The sequence below is a fragment of the Ruegeria sp. CDSA246 genome (genome assembly GCF_059611225.1).
In genome coordinates this window covers 35,357-50,973 of record NZ_JBXWPD010000009.1, presented here as the reverse complement: position 1 = coordinate 50,973, position 15,617 = coordinate 35,357, and the positions used below count along the sequence as shown (strand labels likewise).

Here is a 15,617-nt window from a genome sequence, read left to right as displayed (position 1 = left end):
AACTGGAAAATCAACCCTGATTCCGCAACCACTCCATTACCGAGGATCGAACCGATTGGTCTCCGCGATGACGGGCGTCGGCAATGATCTTACGCAGTGACTGCAGGTCGGCACGCAACAACACGCTTTTGACCGGGCCAATCGACGCCGGGCGCATTGACAAGGTCCGAATACCCATGGCTGCCAGACACAGTGCCTCAACCGGTCGCCCGGCATCCTCGCCACAGAAAGACAACGGCGTGTTCGAGATATTGCAGCGCTCGACAATCCGTTCGATGAAGGTCAGGAAGCTGACGTTCAGCGTGTCATAACGTCGGCGCACCAGCTCGTTTTCGCGGTCAGCGGCAAAAAAGAACTGTTTCAGGTCGTTGCCCCCGATCGAGACGAAATCCACCTCGTCAAAGAACTTCTGCGGGGCAAAGGCGAGAGATGGCGTTTCCAGCATTGCGCCAACTTCGATCGATTCTGGCAGCACATGACCAAGACGCTTTTCGCGTTCGATGGTCTTGTTCACTTCCCAACGTGCTTCGCGGTATTCTTCGGCCTGCGCCACAAACGGGAACATGATTGTTAAAGGCCGCCCATTGGCTGCGCGCATCAGGGCCTGCAGCTGCATCCGCATCACGCCGCGTTTGTCCAGACCAACGCGAATAGCGCGCCAGCCCAAAGCCGGGTTCGGCTCTTCGACGTGCTTCATATAGGGAAGCACTTTATCCGACCCGATATCCAGTGTGCGGAACACAACGCGCATGTCGCCAGCAGCATCCATTACGCGTTGATACTGTGTCACAAGCTCGGACCGCTTGGGCATCTGATTGCGGATCAGGAACTGAAGCTCGGTGCGGAACAGGCCCACACCCTCGGCCCCGGAATTTCCCAGCGACGGCAGATCGGCCATCAGGCCCGCGTTCATAACCAGATTGATCCGCTCACCATCGCGCGTCACTGTCGGAGTATCGCGGATCGAGGCATAGCGTTCCTGCGCTTTGGCCTGCATGGCGATTTTATCGCGAAACGCGGAGACAACCGTATCTTCCGGGCGCAGTTGGACCATGCCCTGATCGCCATCGACCAGAATATGATCTCCGTTCAATGCCTCGGTTGTGATGTGCCCAACGTGAACCACCAGTGGAATTGCCAGGGCACGGGCCACAATCGTTGCGTGGCTACCGACTGAGCCTTCTTCAAGAACGATCCCTTTCAACGAGCGGCCATATTCCAACAGATCCCCAGGTCCGATGTTTCGGGCAACCAGGATCGGATCGGGTGGCAGGTCGGCCCCGTTGGTACCCCCCTGCCCGGTCAAGATGCGCAGCAGCCGGTTGCTGAGATCATCCAGATCTGCCAGCCGTTCACGCAGATAGGGGTCGGTGACCTGCCCCATCCGGGCGCGGGCTTGCGATTGTTCTTTCTCAACCGCCGCTTCGGCGCTAAGGCCCAGGGCAATGTCCTCTTCCATGCGGCGCATCCAGCCCTTGGAATTGGCAAACATCCGGTATGCTTCCAGTACCTGCAATTGCTCCTTGTCACCGCCCTGCGAAATCTCAAGCATCTTGTCGACGCCCACGCGCAGTTCATCCACGGCCTCGTTCAGACGTTCGCGTTCGCGGTGGGGATCGTCGGCAATCGGGTTGGTGACGACAACACGGGGTTCATGCAACCAGACATGCCCTTCGGCAGCTCCTTCCTGTGCCGGGCCTCCTTCAAATTGCACTGATTGCTGGTGCCGAGGTGAAAGGGCAGCGCCCTCGCCTACAAAGGCGCCAAGCTCGGTCATTTCGGCCAAGACCATGGCGACCACTTCCAGCGCGTAGACCTCGTCAGCGGAATACAAACGCGCGTCACGAGATTGAACGACCAATACGCCCAGCTTTTCACCCAAACGCTGGATCGGCACCCCAATAAAAGACGAGAATCTTTCCTCACCAGTTTCCGGCATATACCGAAACCCTTTGGTCGAAGGCGCGTCGGCGGTGTTCACGACCTTGCCGGATTGCGCGACATGACCCACGAGGCCTTCACCCAACCGCATACGCGTTTTGTGAACCGCCTCTGGCGACAACCCTTCGGTCGCGCAAAGCTCAAGTGTATCGGCATCCCGGAACAGATAGATCGAGCACACCTCGGCCCGGATACTATCCGCGATCAGATGCGTGATCCGGTCAAGACGTTCCTGACCGGCGGCTTCGCTCGCCATCTCTTCGCGCAGCCGCCCCAGCAGCTTGCGGGATTCTGTTTCGGTGCCTTCCGCCATATCCCACCCAAATTACGGAATCAGGCGAGACCTTTGGCTGAAATGCTTAGGCCGCCTTGTCCAATTCAAAGGCATCATGCAGTGCCTGAACAGCAAGTTCCATGTATTTCCTGTCGACAAGGACGGAAATTTTAATCTCAGAGGTTGTAATGACCTTGATGTTGATCCCCTCATCCGAGAGTATCTTGAACATCTTGGCCGCCACGCCCGACTGCGAGCGCATACCGATACCCACGACCGAGACCTTGCAGACATCCTGGTCCGCGACCAGTTCGGCATAGTTCAGCTCACCCGCATCCTTGATTGCCAGCAATGCCTGTTCGGCGCGCGCCACCTGATCGGTGGGGCAGGAAAAGGTCATGTCCGTGCGCCCCTCGTCCGAAATGTTCTGCACGATCATATCGACATTCACGCCCGCATCGCTGAGCGCGGTAAAGATAATCGACGCGATGCCCGGGCGGTCAGCCACCGAGACAACGGTCATCTTGGCTTCGTCGCGGGAATAGGCCACACCGGCCACAACATTGGATTCCATGATATCCTCCTCATCGCAGACCAGGGTACCGGCCTCGTCGGATTGTTCCTCAAAGCTTGAAAGAACGCGCAGTTTTACCTTGTAACGCATCGCCAGTTCGACAGAGCGGGTTTGCAGAACCTTTGCCCCCAACGAGGCCAATTCCAGCATTTCCTCGAACGAAATTCGGTCCAGCTTGCGTGCTTTTTCGCAGATGCGCGGGTCGGTGGTATAAACACCGTCAACATCCGTGTAGATGTCGCACCGCTCGGCACCGAAGGCGGCGGCAAATGCCACGGCGGTGGTGTCCGACCCACCTCGGCCCAGGGTCGTGATACGGCCTTCCGGGCTGATGCCCTGGAACCCGGCGACCACGGCAACCTTCATGCCCTCGCCAAACTTCTGGTTCAGGTTATCGGTCGGAATTTCTTCGATCCGGGCCTGGCTGTGGGCGCTGGTGGTCATCAGCGGAACCTGCCAGCCCTGCCAGCTGCGGGCCGGGACATCCATTTCCTGCAACGTCAACGCCATCAGGCCAGCGGTGATATTCTCACCCGAGGACACGACGGCATCATATTCCCGCGCATCGTACAACGGTGATGTTTCATCGACCCAGCCCACAAGCTCGTTTGTCTTGCCGGACATGGCCGAGACGATGACGATCACGTCATAGCCCTTCGCCACTTCGACGCCGATGCGCTTGGCTGCGCGGCGGATACGGTCAAGGTTGGCAACCGAAGTGCCGCCAAATTTCATCACGAGTAAGGGCATGGGGGCAAGTGTCTCCGCGCCTTGGATTTCTGGTCTCGTGCGTCTTATGCGAGGGGGGCCGCAAGGGCAAGAGTTCAAAACCGGTCGGATGGCCGCATCTGACCGCTTTACAACGGCCACAGAGGCTGTCAGCCTGCACCCCGCAATTATTCCCAGAGGTTTTCCATGTTCCGCGTTGCCGCAGCCCTCGCCCTTTTGTCTTCATCCGCCTTTGCGCAGGTCTCTACGCTGGCAGCAACCGACGGCAAGAATGCTTTGGGCACGGTGCCCTGTGCCAAAGCCGGTGCAGCGCTAAGCAGCTGCCACGCCGAGCTGCGCCACCATGACGACGGTACTACGACCTTGGCAGTGGGGCTGGGCGGAGCCGAAGTACGCAGCATCTATTTCACGGATGGTGTACCGACCTCTAGCAGCTCACCTGCCCGGATCAGTCACGAAACACGGGGTGATTTAACGGTGGTCTTCATCGATCCGGATGAAGTTTACGAAATCCCAACGGCGGCTTTGAAACGTCAATAAGCGTGCGGCTGACCGTCCCAGGTTTCAAAACACCCGGTTGTGGCAAGTGACAATGCCCCAAAGCGGTCAAGCAGCCCGTCGGCAGCCTGATCAACAGTGATCGCAGCCTGAGTGCCCCCCATATCCGTCTGCACCCAACCCGGATGGTAGATGCCAACGGCGACACCATCCGCGCGCAAATCCGTCGCCAGATTGCGCCCCAGATTCAGGGCCGCCGCTTTGGACGCACGATAGATATAGCTGCCACCGGGCGCGCGCGTATGCGACGCCATCTGGGACGACAGGATCGCAACCTTGCCTTTCGCGACCTGAAGATTGGGCAAAAGCGCCTGCACGGTCAGAAACACGCCCGTCACGTTGGTCGCAAAACTCTGCGCCCACATGTCGGCAGGATAGCCGTCTATGCCGTGGCCTTTGTCCAGATAGACCCCGGCGTTGCAGATCAACAGATCAACCGGACGACCCGCAAGCCCTTGTGCCATCGCGGCCTGCTGTTTCGGATCAGTCACATCCAGTACAAGCTGCGCACTGGAATCCCGGGCGGTTCCGGTAACGTCATGCCCCTGCGCGCGGTAACGATCTGCCAGAGCTTGGCCAATTCCGCGATTAGCGCCGGTGATAACGATATGCATGGGTCAGTTCGTTTTACGGGTGGGTAGGAAAGGAAGCGGCGAAACCGGCACGCCATCTTCAATCAGCGCTTTCGCCTCATCGGGCTTGGCTTCGCCATAAATCGCGCGTTCGGGCGCATCGCCCAAATGGATCTTACGCGCCTCTTTGGCAAAGTCCTTACCGACATAGTCCGAGTTTTCCTCGACCTTGCGGCGCAGATCGGCCAGCACCTTCTCGATGTCTGGCGACGGGGTCGCGACATCCACCTGTTTGCCTTGTGGTTCAGTTGTCTGAGCATTGCGGGCCGGACGAACGCGAGGGGTCATGATAGCCTTATCTACTTGCGCGTCACCACACACAACGCAGGTCACCATACCTGCGGAGGCGAGTTTGTCGTAAGCGGCGGCCGATTGAAACCAACTGTCAAATGTATGGTCGCGGCTGCATTTCAGCGAATATTGAATCATGGTCCGTCCATTTTCCGGTAGGCAAATAGATACCGACAGACATGGCAAGATCAAGCCCTTCGCAAGGCGAGTCAGTGTAGAATCGGGCCAAGACGGCGTAACAAAAGGGACAGTTCCCGCGATTTCACCAGAGAGGCCGCTTTTTTAGGCGAAACCCACTTTCGCTTTCGTTGGGCCCGTTCAGGAAATTCAGGCGCTATCGACGTAACACAGAGGGGAAAGACATCCACCAGACACAATACGGGGTTCGTACTGGAGTGGGGTTTCAAATATGAGAAACGGCCCATGGGATTGTTTGCGCAGTTGCCTTTAACCCCAGCCTCTTCCCAAGCTTCTCGTCCGGCGGTTTGCGACGGTGTCATATCCTCGATTAGCCAGCCCTTCGGTATGATCCAGCGCTTGGATTTGCGCGTTGTGATCAGCAAAACCCTGAGCTTTCCGTGTTTGATGCGATAGCAGAGCGCTGCCGATTGATGCTTAAGCCGCAGGTGCTGTTCGCTTCCCCGCAGACACGTCGGTTGCCTCGCACCGATCACGCCGCACCACCTTTCAAACTGCTTTCACCCTCAATCGCCGACCTTTGAGGTTTTTATACATTTAGCGGCCGGCTGGGGTCAGAATACCATATAGTGCGGTTTCTTCCAAGCATTTAGGTCGGTTTCAAACGCGGGCAGCCAGCTTCCGAACCAGATCTTCATGCGGGATATCGGCATCGATTGCCAGTCGCCGCAACCCGAAGTGAACGCGCGCCACCTGTTGATAATATCGGGTGTAGACATAGTTCGTACCACCACCTGCGATCGCACCCAGAACCGGTATCGATTGCGCTGCCAGCTTCTGGCCCAGTACAATGGACAGTCGCGGCGCTACCGCTGAAATTAGCTTTTGCATCGCTGGGCCAGTCAACGTCAGGCGGACCGAAAAGAAACCCAGATCGGCGCCATCGTCAAAAGACAGTGGTCCGGCTGCGGACAGGACCCGAACGCAATCAAATTTGACGCCTTCCTCGGACGGATCGAACCCTTCGCGGAACGCCGCACCCTGAATGGCACGCAATAGCATGGCCGTTGTTGCAGGCAATTCCATCAGGGCAGTCGACACGCCACCCATGCCACCGGCCGCCCCCATCGCCGTTGCGACAGCCGTGTTCACCCATGGCTTTTGATCCGGAACGGCACGACGCGAACCCTCGGCTGCGTGCATCGCTAGCCAAAGCGCCTGTTCGGAGGCCCCTGTCAGCCCCTCCCGCACAGATACAGGAAGTTGTTCCAGTAGCGATTCCGCCGACCCCCCCAAACTGTTCAACAGTTTAACGCCGGGACCTCCGGCGGTTCTGTAATACTTGGCCAACCGATCCAATTCGGCATCGGTATCCAGCTTTTCGACTAGAAGCACGTCCTGCATATAAGCCCTCCTGACGTTAAACATCGGGGCTGAACGGCAGGGTTTCAATAGCTCAGCGCGTCCAGCGGGTCACCTCGCCACGCACATTCAACCATTCACCGGGGCTCAATTCCACGCCTAAGACCCGGTCAGGGTTTGTTGGGGGCGGCATTTCCACACCGGAAAGCCGGGTGAACCCGAAACGCGCATAATAAGGCGCATCGCCCACCAGCATTGCCCTTTGCCAGCCAATTTCGCGACCAGCCTCAAGCCCCTGATGGATCAGGAATCCCCCCAGACCTTCGCCCTGGTGGGTCGGGTGCACCGCCACGGGACCCAGCAACAAAGCGTCGTGATCGCCCACATGCACGGGCCAGAAACGGATCGCCCCGGCCAGAATGCCCTGCCCGTCGCGCGCAACAAGCGAAAGGCCCGACACGGGTGGAACATCATCGCGCAGACGATACGAGGACAGCGCTTCACGCCCCGGCGCAAAGCACAGGTCGTAAAGTGCCTCGACCTCCCACCAATCATCCGGCTCCTCCGGCCTGATCACGAACTGCTGCACCCTGCCCTCTTTTCCTAGCTGGCAATCGCCCTAGCACTTCGGTACGCCTTGGGCAAACGCTTGGAGATCTTATGTTCTATCGCCCCGAAGACGGCCACGGCCTGCCACACAATCCGTTCAACGCCATTATCACGCCGCGGCCGATTGGCTGGATCTCGACGCGTGACACAGATGGGATCAACAATCTGGCTCCGTATTCGTTTTTCAACGGCGTTGCTTACACCCCGCCGCAGGTGATGTTTGCTTCAACCGGAACCAAACACGATCAAGACGGCACGAAAGACAGTCTTGCCAATATCAAGGCAACGGGGGTGTTTTGTGTAAACGTCGTCGCCCACGCACATCGCGACGCGATGAATGCCAGCTCAGCAGGCTTGCCGAAACATGTCGACGAATTTGGCCATGCAGGCCTGACACCCTTGGAATGCGAAACCATCCCATGCGCCCGGATCGATGGGGCTCCGGCAGCGCTGGAATGCAAGCTAACCCAGATCGTGTCCCTTCCGGGCGAGGCCAATCGGGTGGTGTTCGGAGAAGTAACCGGCGTACATCTGCGCGACGATTGCTTGAAAGATGGAATGTTCGACGTCACAACATTCCAACCGCTGGCAAGGCTTGGGTACCGGGACTATTCGGTGGTCACCGAGCTGTTCAGCCTTTCACGACCGGATGACTGATGCCAATTCCTGACCACTTACGCAGATACCCGATAACGCTCCCTGACGGCTCTGATCACAAGGGCACGGTTTTCCTGTCTGAAGCGATTGACCATCCCAAGTTTCAGGCCGGAGAATACAGCTACGCATCGGATTTTGATGCGCCCGAGGATTGGGCGCAACGACTTGCCCCCTACCTGTTTCCGTTTTCGCAAGAAAAGCTAGGGCTGGGGAAGTTCTGTCAGATCGCCCATGGCGTACGTTTCATCACGTCATCGGCCAATCATTCAATGGATGGATTGACGTGCTTTCCGTTTCCAGTGTTCGACCCGGACGGAATGACCGGGTTTCAGCCGGACACGCGCGACACTCTCATCGGCCACGATGTCTGGATTGGCTATGGCGCGATGATCCTGCCCGGTGCGCAGATCGGTTCGGGGGCAATTATTGGTGCCGGGTCTGTTGTTCGCGGAAACGTACCGCCCTATGCGATCATTACCGGGAACCCTGCCGAAGTGCGGCGGTTCCGGTTCGAAAAGGACACCATCGACCGGCTTTTAGCATTGAACTGGTGGGATTGGCCCGCCGAGAAGATCGCCGAAGCCGAAGAGGCGCTTCTGTCTGGTAATATTGAAGAATTGGAACGGATTGCTCCAAAGTAAAAGGCGGCCGAAGTGGCCGCCTTTTGCAATCAATGCCCGCCCAGCACACCCGTGCGGACCGAGTAATCGACGGCCAATTCGTAGTCCGGGTCATCGTCGCTATCGACCATAAGGTGGCCGGCCTTGTTCAGCAGTTTATGGCAATCCCGGCTGAGGTGGCGCAGCATGACGCGTTTGCCCGCAGCCTCGTATTTTCCAGCGATGTTCTCGATGGCTTGCAGCGCGGATTGATCCACGACGCGGCTTTCGGCAAAGTCCACGATTACAGTGTCAGGGTCGTTCTGAATATCAAACAGTTCAATGAATCCGTCGGACGAACCAAAGAACAAAGGCCCCTGAATCTCATAGACCTTTGCGCCTTCTTCCGTCTCCGAGTCCCGTGTGACCGCATGGATGCGTTTCGCATTGTTCCAGGCATAGGCAAGAGCTGAGACGATCACACCTACAACTACGGCAACCGCAAGGTCTTCCATCACGGTCACAACAGTCACCAGAACGATGACGAACGCATCCATCAGGGGCACCTTGCGCATGATCTTGAACGAGTTCCAGGCAAAGGTCCCGATCACCACCATGAACATTACACCAACCAACGCAGCCAGCGGAATCTGCTCAATCAGCGGTGAGGCGAACAAGATGAACACCAGCAGGAACAGGGCCGCAGCAATCCCGGCGATGCGGGTACGGCCGCCGGATTTTACGTTGATCATCGACTGACCGATCATCGCACAACCGCCCATGCCGCCGAAGAATCCAGTCGCTACATTGGACACACCCTGCGCAATGCATTCTTGCGAGGCCCCTCCGCGCTTGCCGGTGATTTCACCAACGAGGTTCAGGGTCAGCAGGGATTCAATCAAGCCGATGGCGGCCAGAATGACAGCGTAGGGCAAGATGATCTCAAAGGTTTCCCAGTTCAGCGGCACCATCGGGATGTGAAACGCCGGCAGGCCGCCCTCAATTGAGGCCAGATCACCAACGCGCGGCACATCAAGACCAAAGCCAATTACCAGCGCGGCCACGACAACGATCCCAGCCAAAGGCGCAGGGATAATGCGTGTGATGCGCGGCATGACCCAGATCACCGCCATGGTCAGCGCGACCAGTCCCAGCATCGTATAAAGCTGTAGGCCCGAAAGCCATTCGCCACCGCCCACACCGTGGCCGGTGTTTTCCATGGTGCCTGGAACCTTGAACTGCCCCATCTGGGCCAGAAAAATCACGATGGCCAGACCATTTACAAACCCCAGCATCACCGGATGCGGCACCAGCCGGATAAAGCGTCCCCAATGCATCGCGCCTGCAATGACCTGCAAGACACCCATCAGAACCACCGTGGCGAACAGGTATTCCACCCCGTGTTCAGCCACCAACGCCACCATCACAACAGCCAGAGCGCCGGTTGCGCCGGAGATCATGCCCGGCCGACCACCGATCAGCGCTGTAATCAAGCCCACCATGAACGCGGCATACAGTCCGACCAACGGGTGCACACCGGCGACAAAGGCAAACGCCACCGCCTCGGGGACCAGCGCCAGCGCAACGGTCAGGCCCGACAACAGCTCAATCCGCAGGCGCGAGACGGTCAGCCCCTCATCCGGCATCCAGCGGAGATCGGGTTTGGCTATACGATTGGCAAAGCTTGCCAGCATGGCTCGGGGCATGAGACGTCCTGTGGGGTTGTTTGTTCGCGCGAAAGGGGCCTTTTACCTGTCATACCTGACATTAGATACTGCACCCAGCGGGACCCTGATATGCGTAAACCGCATAGCTAACAAGCAAGTTACACAAACCCTTGAAGCCACTTGCCAAACCCGCGGTTGCCACGCAGAACTCTTTCAACAGTTTTTCACGGAGAGCAGCCATGACCCAGACCAAAATCGCGATCATCGGCGGATCAGGCATTTACGACATCGACGGTTTGGAAAAAGCGGAATGGGTTACCGTCGAAACCCCATGGGGTGATCCATCAGATCAGATCCTGACCGGATCGCTGAATGGCGTTGAGATGGCCTTTCTGCCTCGTCACGGGCGCGGCCACGTGCATTCCCCTACTGAAGTGCCTTATCGTGCGAATATCGACGCGCTGAAGCGACTGGGCGTGACGGACGTGATCTCGGTTTCGGCCTGCGGATCGTTTCGCGAGCACATGGCGCCGGGCGATTTCGTCATCGTCGATCAGTTCATCGACCGGACGTTTGCGCGCGAGAAGAGCTTTTTTGGCACCGGCTGCGTCGCCCACGTCAGTGTTGCGCACCCCACCTGCCCGCGCCTGTCGGACGCGTGTGAGACTGCCGGTCGAGCAGCAGGCATCACCATTCATCGCGGCGGCACCTATCTGGCGATGGAAGGGCCGCAGTTCTCGACACTGGCGGAATCCAAGATGTACCGGGAACACTGGGGCTGCGACGTGATAGGCATGACCAACATGCCCGAGGCCAAACTCGCCCGCGAGGCCGAGCTTTGTTATGCCTCGATCGCCATGGTTACCGATTACGACAGCTGGCACCCGGATCACGGCGAGGTGGACGTCACCTCCATCATCGCCACGCTGACCGGCAATGCCGAGAAAGGCCGTGCGCTTGTCAAAGGTCTGCCCGATCTGCTGGGCGCTGACCGCGCGCCCTGCCCTCATGGCTGCGACCGGGCACTGGAATTTGCCATCCTGACCGCACCTGAGAAACGTGATCCCATTTTGCTGGCGAAACTGGATGCTGTTGCTGGTCGGGTTCTCTGACCGGCAGCTTTAATTGGCTTGCAAGGACTGTTGAACCTTATCCCACAACCCGTGCGACCAGAGGTCGTTGTGGGTGCCGTCCGGGATGACATAGATCTGCGCCGTCCCCCCGGCCATCGCGGCCAAAGCTTCGCCGTGATGCAGGGGAACCGTTTCATCTTCGGCCCCGTGGAAGATCAAAGTCGGAACGGTGACGTTCTCGATCAGATCACGGGTGGCGAACTGATCTCGCATCAGGGCATGCACCGGTAGCCAGGGGTATCTTTCCGCCGCGACGTCCACCGTAGCCGTAAAGGGTGCCTCAAGCACCAGCAGCTTTGCATTTGGGCGCTGTTCAGCTACGGCCGTCGCAACGGCTGTTCCAAGACTTTGGCCGTGCAACACAACGTCCGCACCTTGGCGATCCAACTGGTCATACATCTGGATGCCGTCGGAAATCAGCGCCATCTCGGACGGTTCGCCCTCGCTGCCCGGATAGCCACGGTAGCTGGGGGCCAGCAGGCCGAAGCCGCTGTTGAGGATCTCTCTCATCCGGTCGGCCCGGTCGCCCAGATTGCCAGATTGGCCATGAAAAAACAAAACCGTCGGCGCGCCTTCTATTGCGGGTGGGGCAGTCCACGCGGTCAGCGTGACACCATCGGACATAGTGAGGGAAACGGTCTCAACATCGGCCAGGCCGATCGAATTGGGCGCAGACAACTCGCCATCTGGTTTGAACAACAGCGATTGCTGGTTCACATACATATACCCCACGATGCCCGCGTAGATCACCGCAAGGACCGGAACCAAAAGGATCAGCGCGCCCTTTACGTGGGCAAGCCGCGAGGGATTGGGTTCAGGTGTCGCGTTCGCGCGTGTTTGATCTGTTTGAACCATCGGCCTCTCCGAAGCGTTGCGTCCGGTCCAAGGTTGGTGGCCCGAGGAACCGTTTCAAGCCGCACGAAGCACACTTAATCCAATCTTAAAACTTGTTGCCGCATTGCACGGCCCCGGCTCTTTTTTGCCCGTCATCTTGAAAAATCGCCTGTACTGCACCGATCTGTGGTTCGCACGGCACCGTCAAAACGCCGGCGAAACAGAGGGATAGCATGAAGCGACTTGAGGCATTGGACGCAGCGCGATTTCTGGCGTTTTGCGGAATGGTTCTGGTGAATTTCCGCATCGCTGCTGAGGTCGCCCCTGGTAGTGCCTGGGCCTCGATTCTAATCGACTCGCTGGAAGGTCGCGCCGCCGCATTATTCGTCATTCTGGCCGGTATCGGAATAGGATTGTCCTCTGTGTCAGCTTCGGTACTGCTGCGCCGGGCGGCGTTTCTGTTCGTGCTAGGCCTGGTCAACATGACTGTTTTTGACGCCGATATCCTGCATTTCTACGCCGCGTACTTCGTTGTTGGTGTAGCTTTCCTGACGGCCCCCGCAGGCGCGTTGTGGCTGGGTTCGGCTGGGGTGATGGCACTGTCCATCTTCGCCGTCATGATCTTTAACTATGACCTTGGCTGGGATTGGGACACACTGACATACACTGACCTTTGGACCCTGCCTGGTTCCTTGCGCAACCTGCTCTTCAACGGATGGCACCCGATCTTTCCCTGGGCGGCGTTCCTTTTGATTGGAATGGCCATTGGTCGGTCGGATCTTCACACAATCTGCATCCAACACCGGTTGATCATGTGGGGGTTTGGAGCCGCAGTATTTGCGCTTTTCCCGCAGATGCTGATCGCGGACCCTGATTTGGCGACCTATTTGGGAACAGAGTCCATTCCTCCTGGGCCATTCTACATCCTTGCCGGTACCGGGTCAGCTTGCGTGGTGATCGGATTACTTTTGAAGCTGTGGCCGAAGATCGAAAAGCTGCGCATCGGCCCTGCCCTGACTGCGCCCGGTCGGCAAAGCCTGACGCTCTATATGGCGCACATCCTGATCGGCATGGGCATATTAGAAGAGGCGGGTTTGCTGAACGGATCACTGAACGCCCCTCAAATCGTGGGCTGCGCGTTTGCGTTTTGCGCGGCATCCGCGGGCTTTGCGATTTTGTGGTCTCGAAAGTTCAAAAGCGGCCCGCTAGAGGCTTTGATGCGTTTGACCACACAACCACGCAGGGCTTGACCTTACGCGCTGGTCCGGGCTTGTTGCCAGAAACGTATTCACAGGATTTCCGATGTCCCTTGACCTTTGGCTCGCCTTTGTCGCTGCATCTACCGCCCTACTATTGATCCCAGGCCCGACGGTCTTGCTGGTGCTCAGCTATGCCCTATCCAAAGGGCGCAGCGTGGCTGTCGCCTCGGCGACAGGTGTAGCTGTTGGGGATCTGGTGGCTATGACGGCCTCTCTTTTGGGGCTTGGCGCGCTGGTCCTGGCCTCGGCTACCCTATTCACGGCCCTTAAATGGGTCGGTGCCGCCTATTTAGTCTGGCTGGGGATCAAACTGTTGCGCAGCGCGGCATCGGGCGGGCTTGAGACTGTGGACACCGGGCGCAATGTCACCGCCCACAGCGTTTTTGGCCATGCTGCCGCCGTCACCGCGCTGAACCCGAAATCCATCGCGTTTTTTATCGCCTTCGTTCCTCAGTTTCTGCGCCCGGCTGACCCACTCGGACCGCAATTTGCTATACTGATCGCAACTTTCGTGGGATTGGCATGGCTGAATTCGCTGGCATACGCCCTGTTGGCGGACCGTCTGCGCCAGATGATCGGCCGTTCTGGCGTCATCACCGCAATGACCCGGTTCGGAGGGCTGGCATTAATCGGGATGGGAGTGGCCACGGCTGTCCTGCGCCGCCCGGCCTGAGGGCTCAGCCCTCAGCGTGTTCCTTCATGAACCCGCGAATGAACCGCCGGATTTCTCGCGCGGCCGACGTGTCCAGCTCTTTGCATAGCTGAACAAACTCGTCCCGTTCATCCTTGTCCAGCCGCAGGACCAACTGACTGTTTTTCTTGGTTGAAACCTTGCCGTCTTTCGTTCCCACGCGTCCCATTTCCATCAAAACCCCAGACATACAAGATAGTCTTTGTATATACTTCGCATAGAATTTGTAATTCACAAGCACCTAACAACAAAAGAAGGTTGTGGCAATGAACCTTCATGTCGCTCAGGCGATTTTTGAAAGATCACGGCAAGTGGCGCATTCCTTACCTGACGTGGATGCCCGATACACTGAACCGCGACAACGGCCAGTCGAAACGTCCCAAGTGAGGGGCGGCAATCTTTCCTTGCATGACTCACACCAATGGGCCAAACAGCCCAGCGTGTTTTGACGCCAGAGAGGTGGGCCATGTCCAGAAACAAGTCGGTCAAAGATTACATACGGACCATCGTGGATTTTCCACATGAGGGGATCATGTTCCGGGACGTAACGACCCTGTTCGCGGATCCGCGCGGTTTCCGCATGGCGATTGATCAGATGCTACACCCCTATGCCGGCGAACGCATCGACAAGGTTGTTGGACTTGAGGCACGCGGCTTTATCCTTGGCGGCGCGATCGCGCACCAGCTTAGCGTCGGTTTCGTACCGATCCGCAAAAAGGGCAAGCTGCCGGGAACCACGATCAGCCAAGACTACAAGCTTGAATACGGTGAGGCGATTGTCGAAATCCATGACGACGCCATCCAGCCGGGTGAAAAAATCCTCGTCGTCGATGATCTGCTGGCAACAGGTGGCACCGCTGCCGCGGGCATCAAACTGATCGAACGGTTGGGGGGCGAGATCGTCTCATGCTCGTTCATTATCGACCTGCCAGAGTTAGGCGGGCGCAAGGCATTGGAAGACATGGGAATGGATGTCCAAGTCTTGTGCGAATTCGAAGGCCTTTGACAGCCCGCACATTCACAAAATCGTGAGTTGAAACCTGAAACCGCGCTGGCTTAGCGCGGTTTTTCATTGGACCAACCCGAACTTATCGACATATTAAGTGATCTTCCTTCGATGCCGCACCGTATCCCGGTTGATGCCACCAAGGGCATTCCAATAAGGGATATCATACCATGTTTCGCCAACTCGCAATTGCCGGTGTCGCAAGCTTTTTCGTAGGAACGGCCGCTTATGCTGATGGTCACTCCAAGGATATTGTCGACACCGCAGTCGGCGCAGGCAGCTTTGAAACTCTCGTCGCCGCCGTTCAGGCCGCAGAACTTGTAGATACCCTGAAAGGTGAAGGCCCTTTCACCGTGTTTGCTCCGACCGATGACGCCTTTGCAGCCTTGCCCGAGGGCACAGTCGAGACCCTTCTGCAACCCGAGAACAAGGATCAGCTGGTCGCCATCCTGACCTATCACGTGGTGCCGGGAAAAGTGATGTCAGGCGATCTGTCCGATAACATGACAGCTGCAACCGTACAGGGCGGAGAAGTCAAGATTGATCTGGACAACGGCGTAATGGTCAACGACGCCAACGTTGTGCAGGCCGATATCGAAACGTCGAACGGCGTCATCCACGTGATTGATAAGGTTATTCTGCCTGAATCGTAATATCAGCGCG

General features: G+C 57.7%; 18 protein-coding genes. 8 read left to right on the top strand and 10 right to left on the bottom strand.

The features are described 5' to 3' along the window. Nucleotides 1-10: 10 nt before the first annotated feature. Nucleotides 11-2,254: a phosphoenolpyruvate--protein phosphotransferase gene (ptsP, locus tag AC2FI9_RS13070; protein WP_109313424.1), complete on the bottom strand. Its 2,244-nt coding sequence runs from the start codon at nt 2,252-2,254 to the stop codon at nt 11-13. A 46-nt stretch (nt 2,255-2,300) separates the two neighbouring features. Then, nucleotides 2,301-3,539: an aspartate kinase gene (locus tag AC2FI9_RS13065; RefSeq protein ID WP_058272246.1), complete on the bottom strand. Its 1,239-nt coding sequence runs from the start codon at nt 3,537-3,539 to the stop codon at nt 2,301-2,303. Nucleotides 3,540-3,704: 165 nt separating this feature from the next. Here AC2FI9_RS13065 and AC2FI9_RS13060 point away from each other — a divergent pair, with 165 nt between their 5' ends. Then, entirely contained in the window at nt 3,705-4,058 is a 354-nt protein-coding gene (locus AC2FI9_RS13060) for a hypothetical protein (RefSeq protein WP_496768171.1), read from the top strand. On the opposite strand, the gene AC2FI9_RS13055 is transcribed toward AC2FI9_RS13060, so the two are convergent. From AC2FI9_RS13055 to AC2FI9_RS13035, 5 genes are all read right to left on the bottom strand, one after another. Then, nucleotides 4,052-4,690, bottom strand: coding sequence for an SDR family NAD(P)-dependent oxidoreductase (locus AC2FI9_RS13055; RefSeq protein WP_496768169.1), 639 nt, complete (start codon nt 4,688-4,690; stop codon nt 4,052-4,054). The two genes, AC2FI9_RS13060 and AC2FI9_RS13055, sit on opposite strands and share 7 nt — an antisense overlap. Nucleotides 4,691-4,693: 3 nt before the next feature. Beyond that, nucleotides 4,694-5,137: a DUF1178 family protein gene (locus AC2FI9_RS13050; protein ID WP_496768167.1), complete on the bottom strand. Its 444-nt coding sequence runs from the start codon at nt 5,135-5,137 to the stop codon at nt 4,694-4,696. 71 nt (nt 5,138-5,208) lie between these two features. Next, the gene (locus AC2FI9_RS13045; RefSeq protein WP_496768165.1) at nt 5,209-5,673 is read right to left on the bottom strand and encodes an NUDIX hydrolase; all 465 of its coding nucleotides are present in this window, start codon (nt 5,671-5,673) and stop codon (nt 5,209-5,211) included. Between the two features lie 124 nt (nt 5,674-5,797). Next, nucleotides 5,798-6,541 (bottom strand): EcsC family protein, encoded by a 744-nt coding sequence (locus tag AC2FI9_RS13040; RefSeq protein WP_496768163.1) that lies wholly within the window; start codon nt 6,539-6,541, stop codon nt 5,798-5,800. A gap of 52 nt (nt 6,542-6,593) precedes the next feature. Further along, on the bottom strand, nt 6,594-7,088 hold the full coding sequence (locus AC2FI9_RS13035) for a GNAT family N-acetyltransferase (protein WP_109313430.1): 495 nt from the start codon (nt 7,086-7,088) through the stop codon (nt 6,594-6,596). A gap of 71 nt (nt 7,089-7,159) precedes the next feature. On the opposite strand from AC2FI9_RS13035, the gene AC2FI9_RS13030 reads away from it, so the two are divergent. Further along, a complete protein-coding gene (locus AC2FI9_RS13030; protein WP_058272253.1) occupies nt 7,160-7,765 on the top strand; it encodes a flavin reductase family protein in 606 nt (201 codons plus the stop codon). Next, complete coding sequence (locus AC2FI9_RS13025; protein WP_496768160.1) at nt 7,765-8,406, top strand: CatB-related O-acetyltransferase; 642 nt, start codon at nt 7,765-7,767, stop codon at nt 8,404-8,406. The genes AC2FI9_RS13030 and AC2FI9_RS13025 overlap by 1 nt, the downstream gene beginning before the upstream one ends. Before the next feature lie 29 nt (nt 8,407-8,435). Here the strand turns inward: AC2FI9_RS13025 and AC2FI9_RS13020 are convergent, their stop codons facing one another. Next, nucleotides 8,436-10,070, bottom strand: coding sequence for a SulP family inorganic anion transporter (locus AC2FI9_RS13020; protein WP_496768158.1), 1,635 nt, complete (start codon nt 10,068-10,070; stop codon nt 8,436-8,438). Between the two features lie 200 nt (nt 10,071-10,270). Between AC2FI9_RS13020 and AC2FI9_RS13015 the strand changes: the two genes are divergently transcribed. Beyond that, the gene (locus tag AC2FI9_RS13015) at nt 10,271-11,143 is read left to right on the top strand and encodes an S-methyl-5'-thioadenosine phosphorylase (protein WP_496768155.1); all 873 of its coding nucleotides are present in this window, start codon (nt 10,271-10,273) and stop codon (nt 11,141-11,143) included. A 9-nt stretch (nt 11,144-11,152) separates the two neighbouring features. Here AC2FI9_RS13015 and AC2FI9_RS13010 read toward each other — a convergent pair whose 3' ends face one another. After that, nucleotides 11,153-12,019 carry an alpha/beta hydrolase gene (locus tag AC2FI9_RS13010; protein ID WP_496768153.1) on the bottom strand — a complete coding sequence of 289 codons (867 nt, stop codon included), beginning with the start codon at nt 12,017-12,019 and terminating at the stop codon, nt 11,153-11,155. Nucleotides 12,020-12,231: 212 nt separating this feature from the next. Here AC2FI9_RS13010 and AC2FI9_RS13005 point away from each other — a divergent pair, with 212 nt between their 5' ends. Then, complete coding sequence (locus AC2FI9_RS13005) at nt 12,232-13,248, top strand: DUF418 domain-containing protein (protein WP_496768150.1); 1,017 nt, start codon at nt 12,232-12,234, stop codon at nt 13,246-13,248. Between the two features lie 52 nt (nt 13,249-13,300). Then, nucleotides 13,301-13,930 carry a LysE family translocator gene (locus AC2FI9_RS13000; protein ID WP_496768147.1) on the top strand — a complete coding sequence of 210 codons (630 nt, stop codon included), beginning with the start codon at nt 13,301-13,303 and terminating at the stop codon, nt 13,928-13,930. 4 nt (nt 13,931-13,934) lie between these two features. Here AC2FI9_RS13000 and AC2FI9_RS12995 read toward each other — a convergent pair whose 3' ends face one another. After that, nucleotides 13,935-14,138, bottom strand: a complete 204-nt coding sequence (locus AC2FI9_RS12995) for a hypothetical protein (RefSeq protein WP_496726000.1) — start codon at nt 14,136-14,138, stop codon at nt 13,935-13,937. A gap of 276 nt (nt 14,139-14,414) precedes the next feature. On the opposite strand from AC2FI9_RS12995, the gene AC2FI9_RS12990 reads away from it, so the two are divergent. Then, nucleotides 14,415-14,954: an adenine phosphoribosyltransferase gene (locus tag AC2FI9_RS12990; RefSeq protein WP_109313474.1), complete on the top strand. Its 540-nt coding sequence runs from the start codon at nt 14,415-14,417 to the stop codon at nt 14,952-14,954. Nucleotides 14,955-15,124: 170 nt separating this feature from the next. Next, nucleotides 15,125-15,607 (top strand): fasciclin domain-containing protein, encoded by a 483-nt coding sequence (locus tag AC2FI9_RS12985; RefSeq protein WP_496768144.1) that lies wholly within the window; start codon nt 15,125-15,127, stop codon nt 15,605-15,607. Nucleotides 15,608-15,617: the final 10 nt, after the last annotated feature.

Coding starts and splice junctions, on each gene's coding strand:
- ptsP (WP_109313424.1), bottom strand. CDS start 2,254: ATGGCGGAAGGCACCGAAACAGAATCCCGCAAGCTGCTGGGGCGGCTG.
- AC2FI9_RS13065 (WP_058272246.1), bottom strand. CDS start 3,539: ATGCCCTTACTCGTGATGAAATTTGGCGGCACTTCGGTTGCCAACCTT.
- AC2FI9_RS13060 (WP_496768171.1), top strand. CDS start 3,705: ATGTTCCGCGTTGCCGCAGCCCTCGCCCTTTTGTCTTCATCCGCCTTT.
- AC2FI9_RS13055 (WP_496768169.1), bottom strand. CDS start 4,690: ATGCATATCGTTATCACCGGCGCTAATCGCGGAATTGGCCAAGCTCTG.
- AC2FI9_RS13050 (WP_496768167.1), bottom strand. CDS start 5,137: ATGATTCAATATTCGCTGAAATGCAGCCGCGACCATACATTTGACAGT.
- AC2FI9_RS13040 (WP_496768163.1), bottom strand. CDS start 6,541: ATGCAGGACGTGCTTCTAGTCGAAAAGCTGGATACCGATGCCGAATTG.
- AC2FI9_RS13030 (WP_058272253.1), top strand. CDS start 7,160: ATGTTCTATCGCCCCGAAGACGGCCACGGCCTGCCACACAATCCGTTC.
- AC2FI9_RS13025 (WP_496768160.1), top strand. CDS start 7,765: ATGCCAATTCCTGACCACTTACGCAGATACCCGATAACGCTCCCTGAC.
- AC2FI9_RS13020 (WP_496768158.1), bottom strand. CDS start 10,070: ATGCCCCGAGCCATGCTGGCAAGCTTTGCCAATCGTATAGCCAAACCC.
- AC2FI9_RS13015 (WP_496768155.1), top strand. CDS start 10,271: ATGACCCAGACCAAAATCGCGATCATCGGCGGATCAGGCATTTACGAC.
- AC2FI9_RS13010 (WP_496768153.1), bottom strand. CDS start 12,019: ATGGTTCAAACAGATCAAACACGCGCGAACGCGACACCTGAACCCAAT.
- AC2FI9_RS13005 (WP_496768150.1), top strand. CDS start 12,232: ATGAAGCGACTTGAGGCATTGGACGCAGCGCGATTTCTGGCGTTTTGC.
- AC2FI9_RS13000 (WP_496768147.1), top strand. CDS start 13,301: ATGTCCCTTGACCTTTGGCTCGCCTTTGTCGCTGCATCTACCGCCCTA.
- AC2FI9_RS12995 (WP_496726000.1), bottom strand. CDS start 14,138: ATGTCTGGGGTTTTGATGGAAATGGGACGCGTGGGAACGAAAGACGGC.
- AC2FI9_RS12990 (WP_109313474.1), top strand. CDS start 14,415: ATGTCCAGAAACAAGTCGGTCAAAGATTACATACGGACCATCGTGGAT.
- AC2FI9_RS12985 (WP_496768144.1), top strand. CDS start 15,125: ATGTTTCGCCAACTCGCAATTGCCGGTGTCGCAAGCTTTTTCGTAGGA.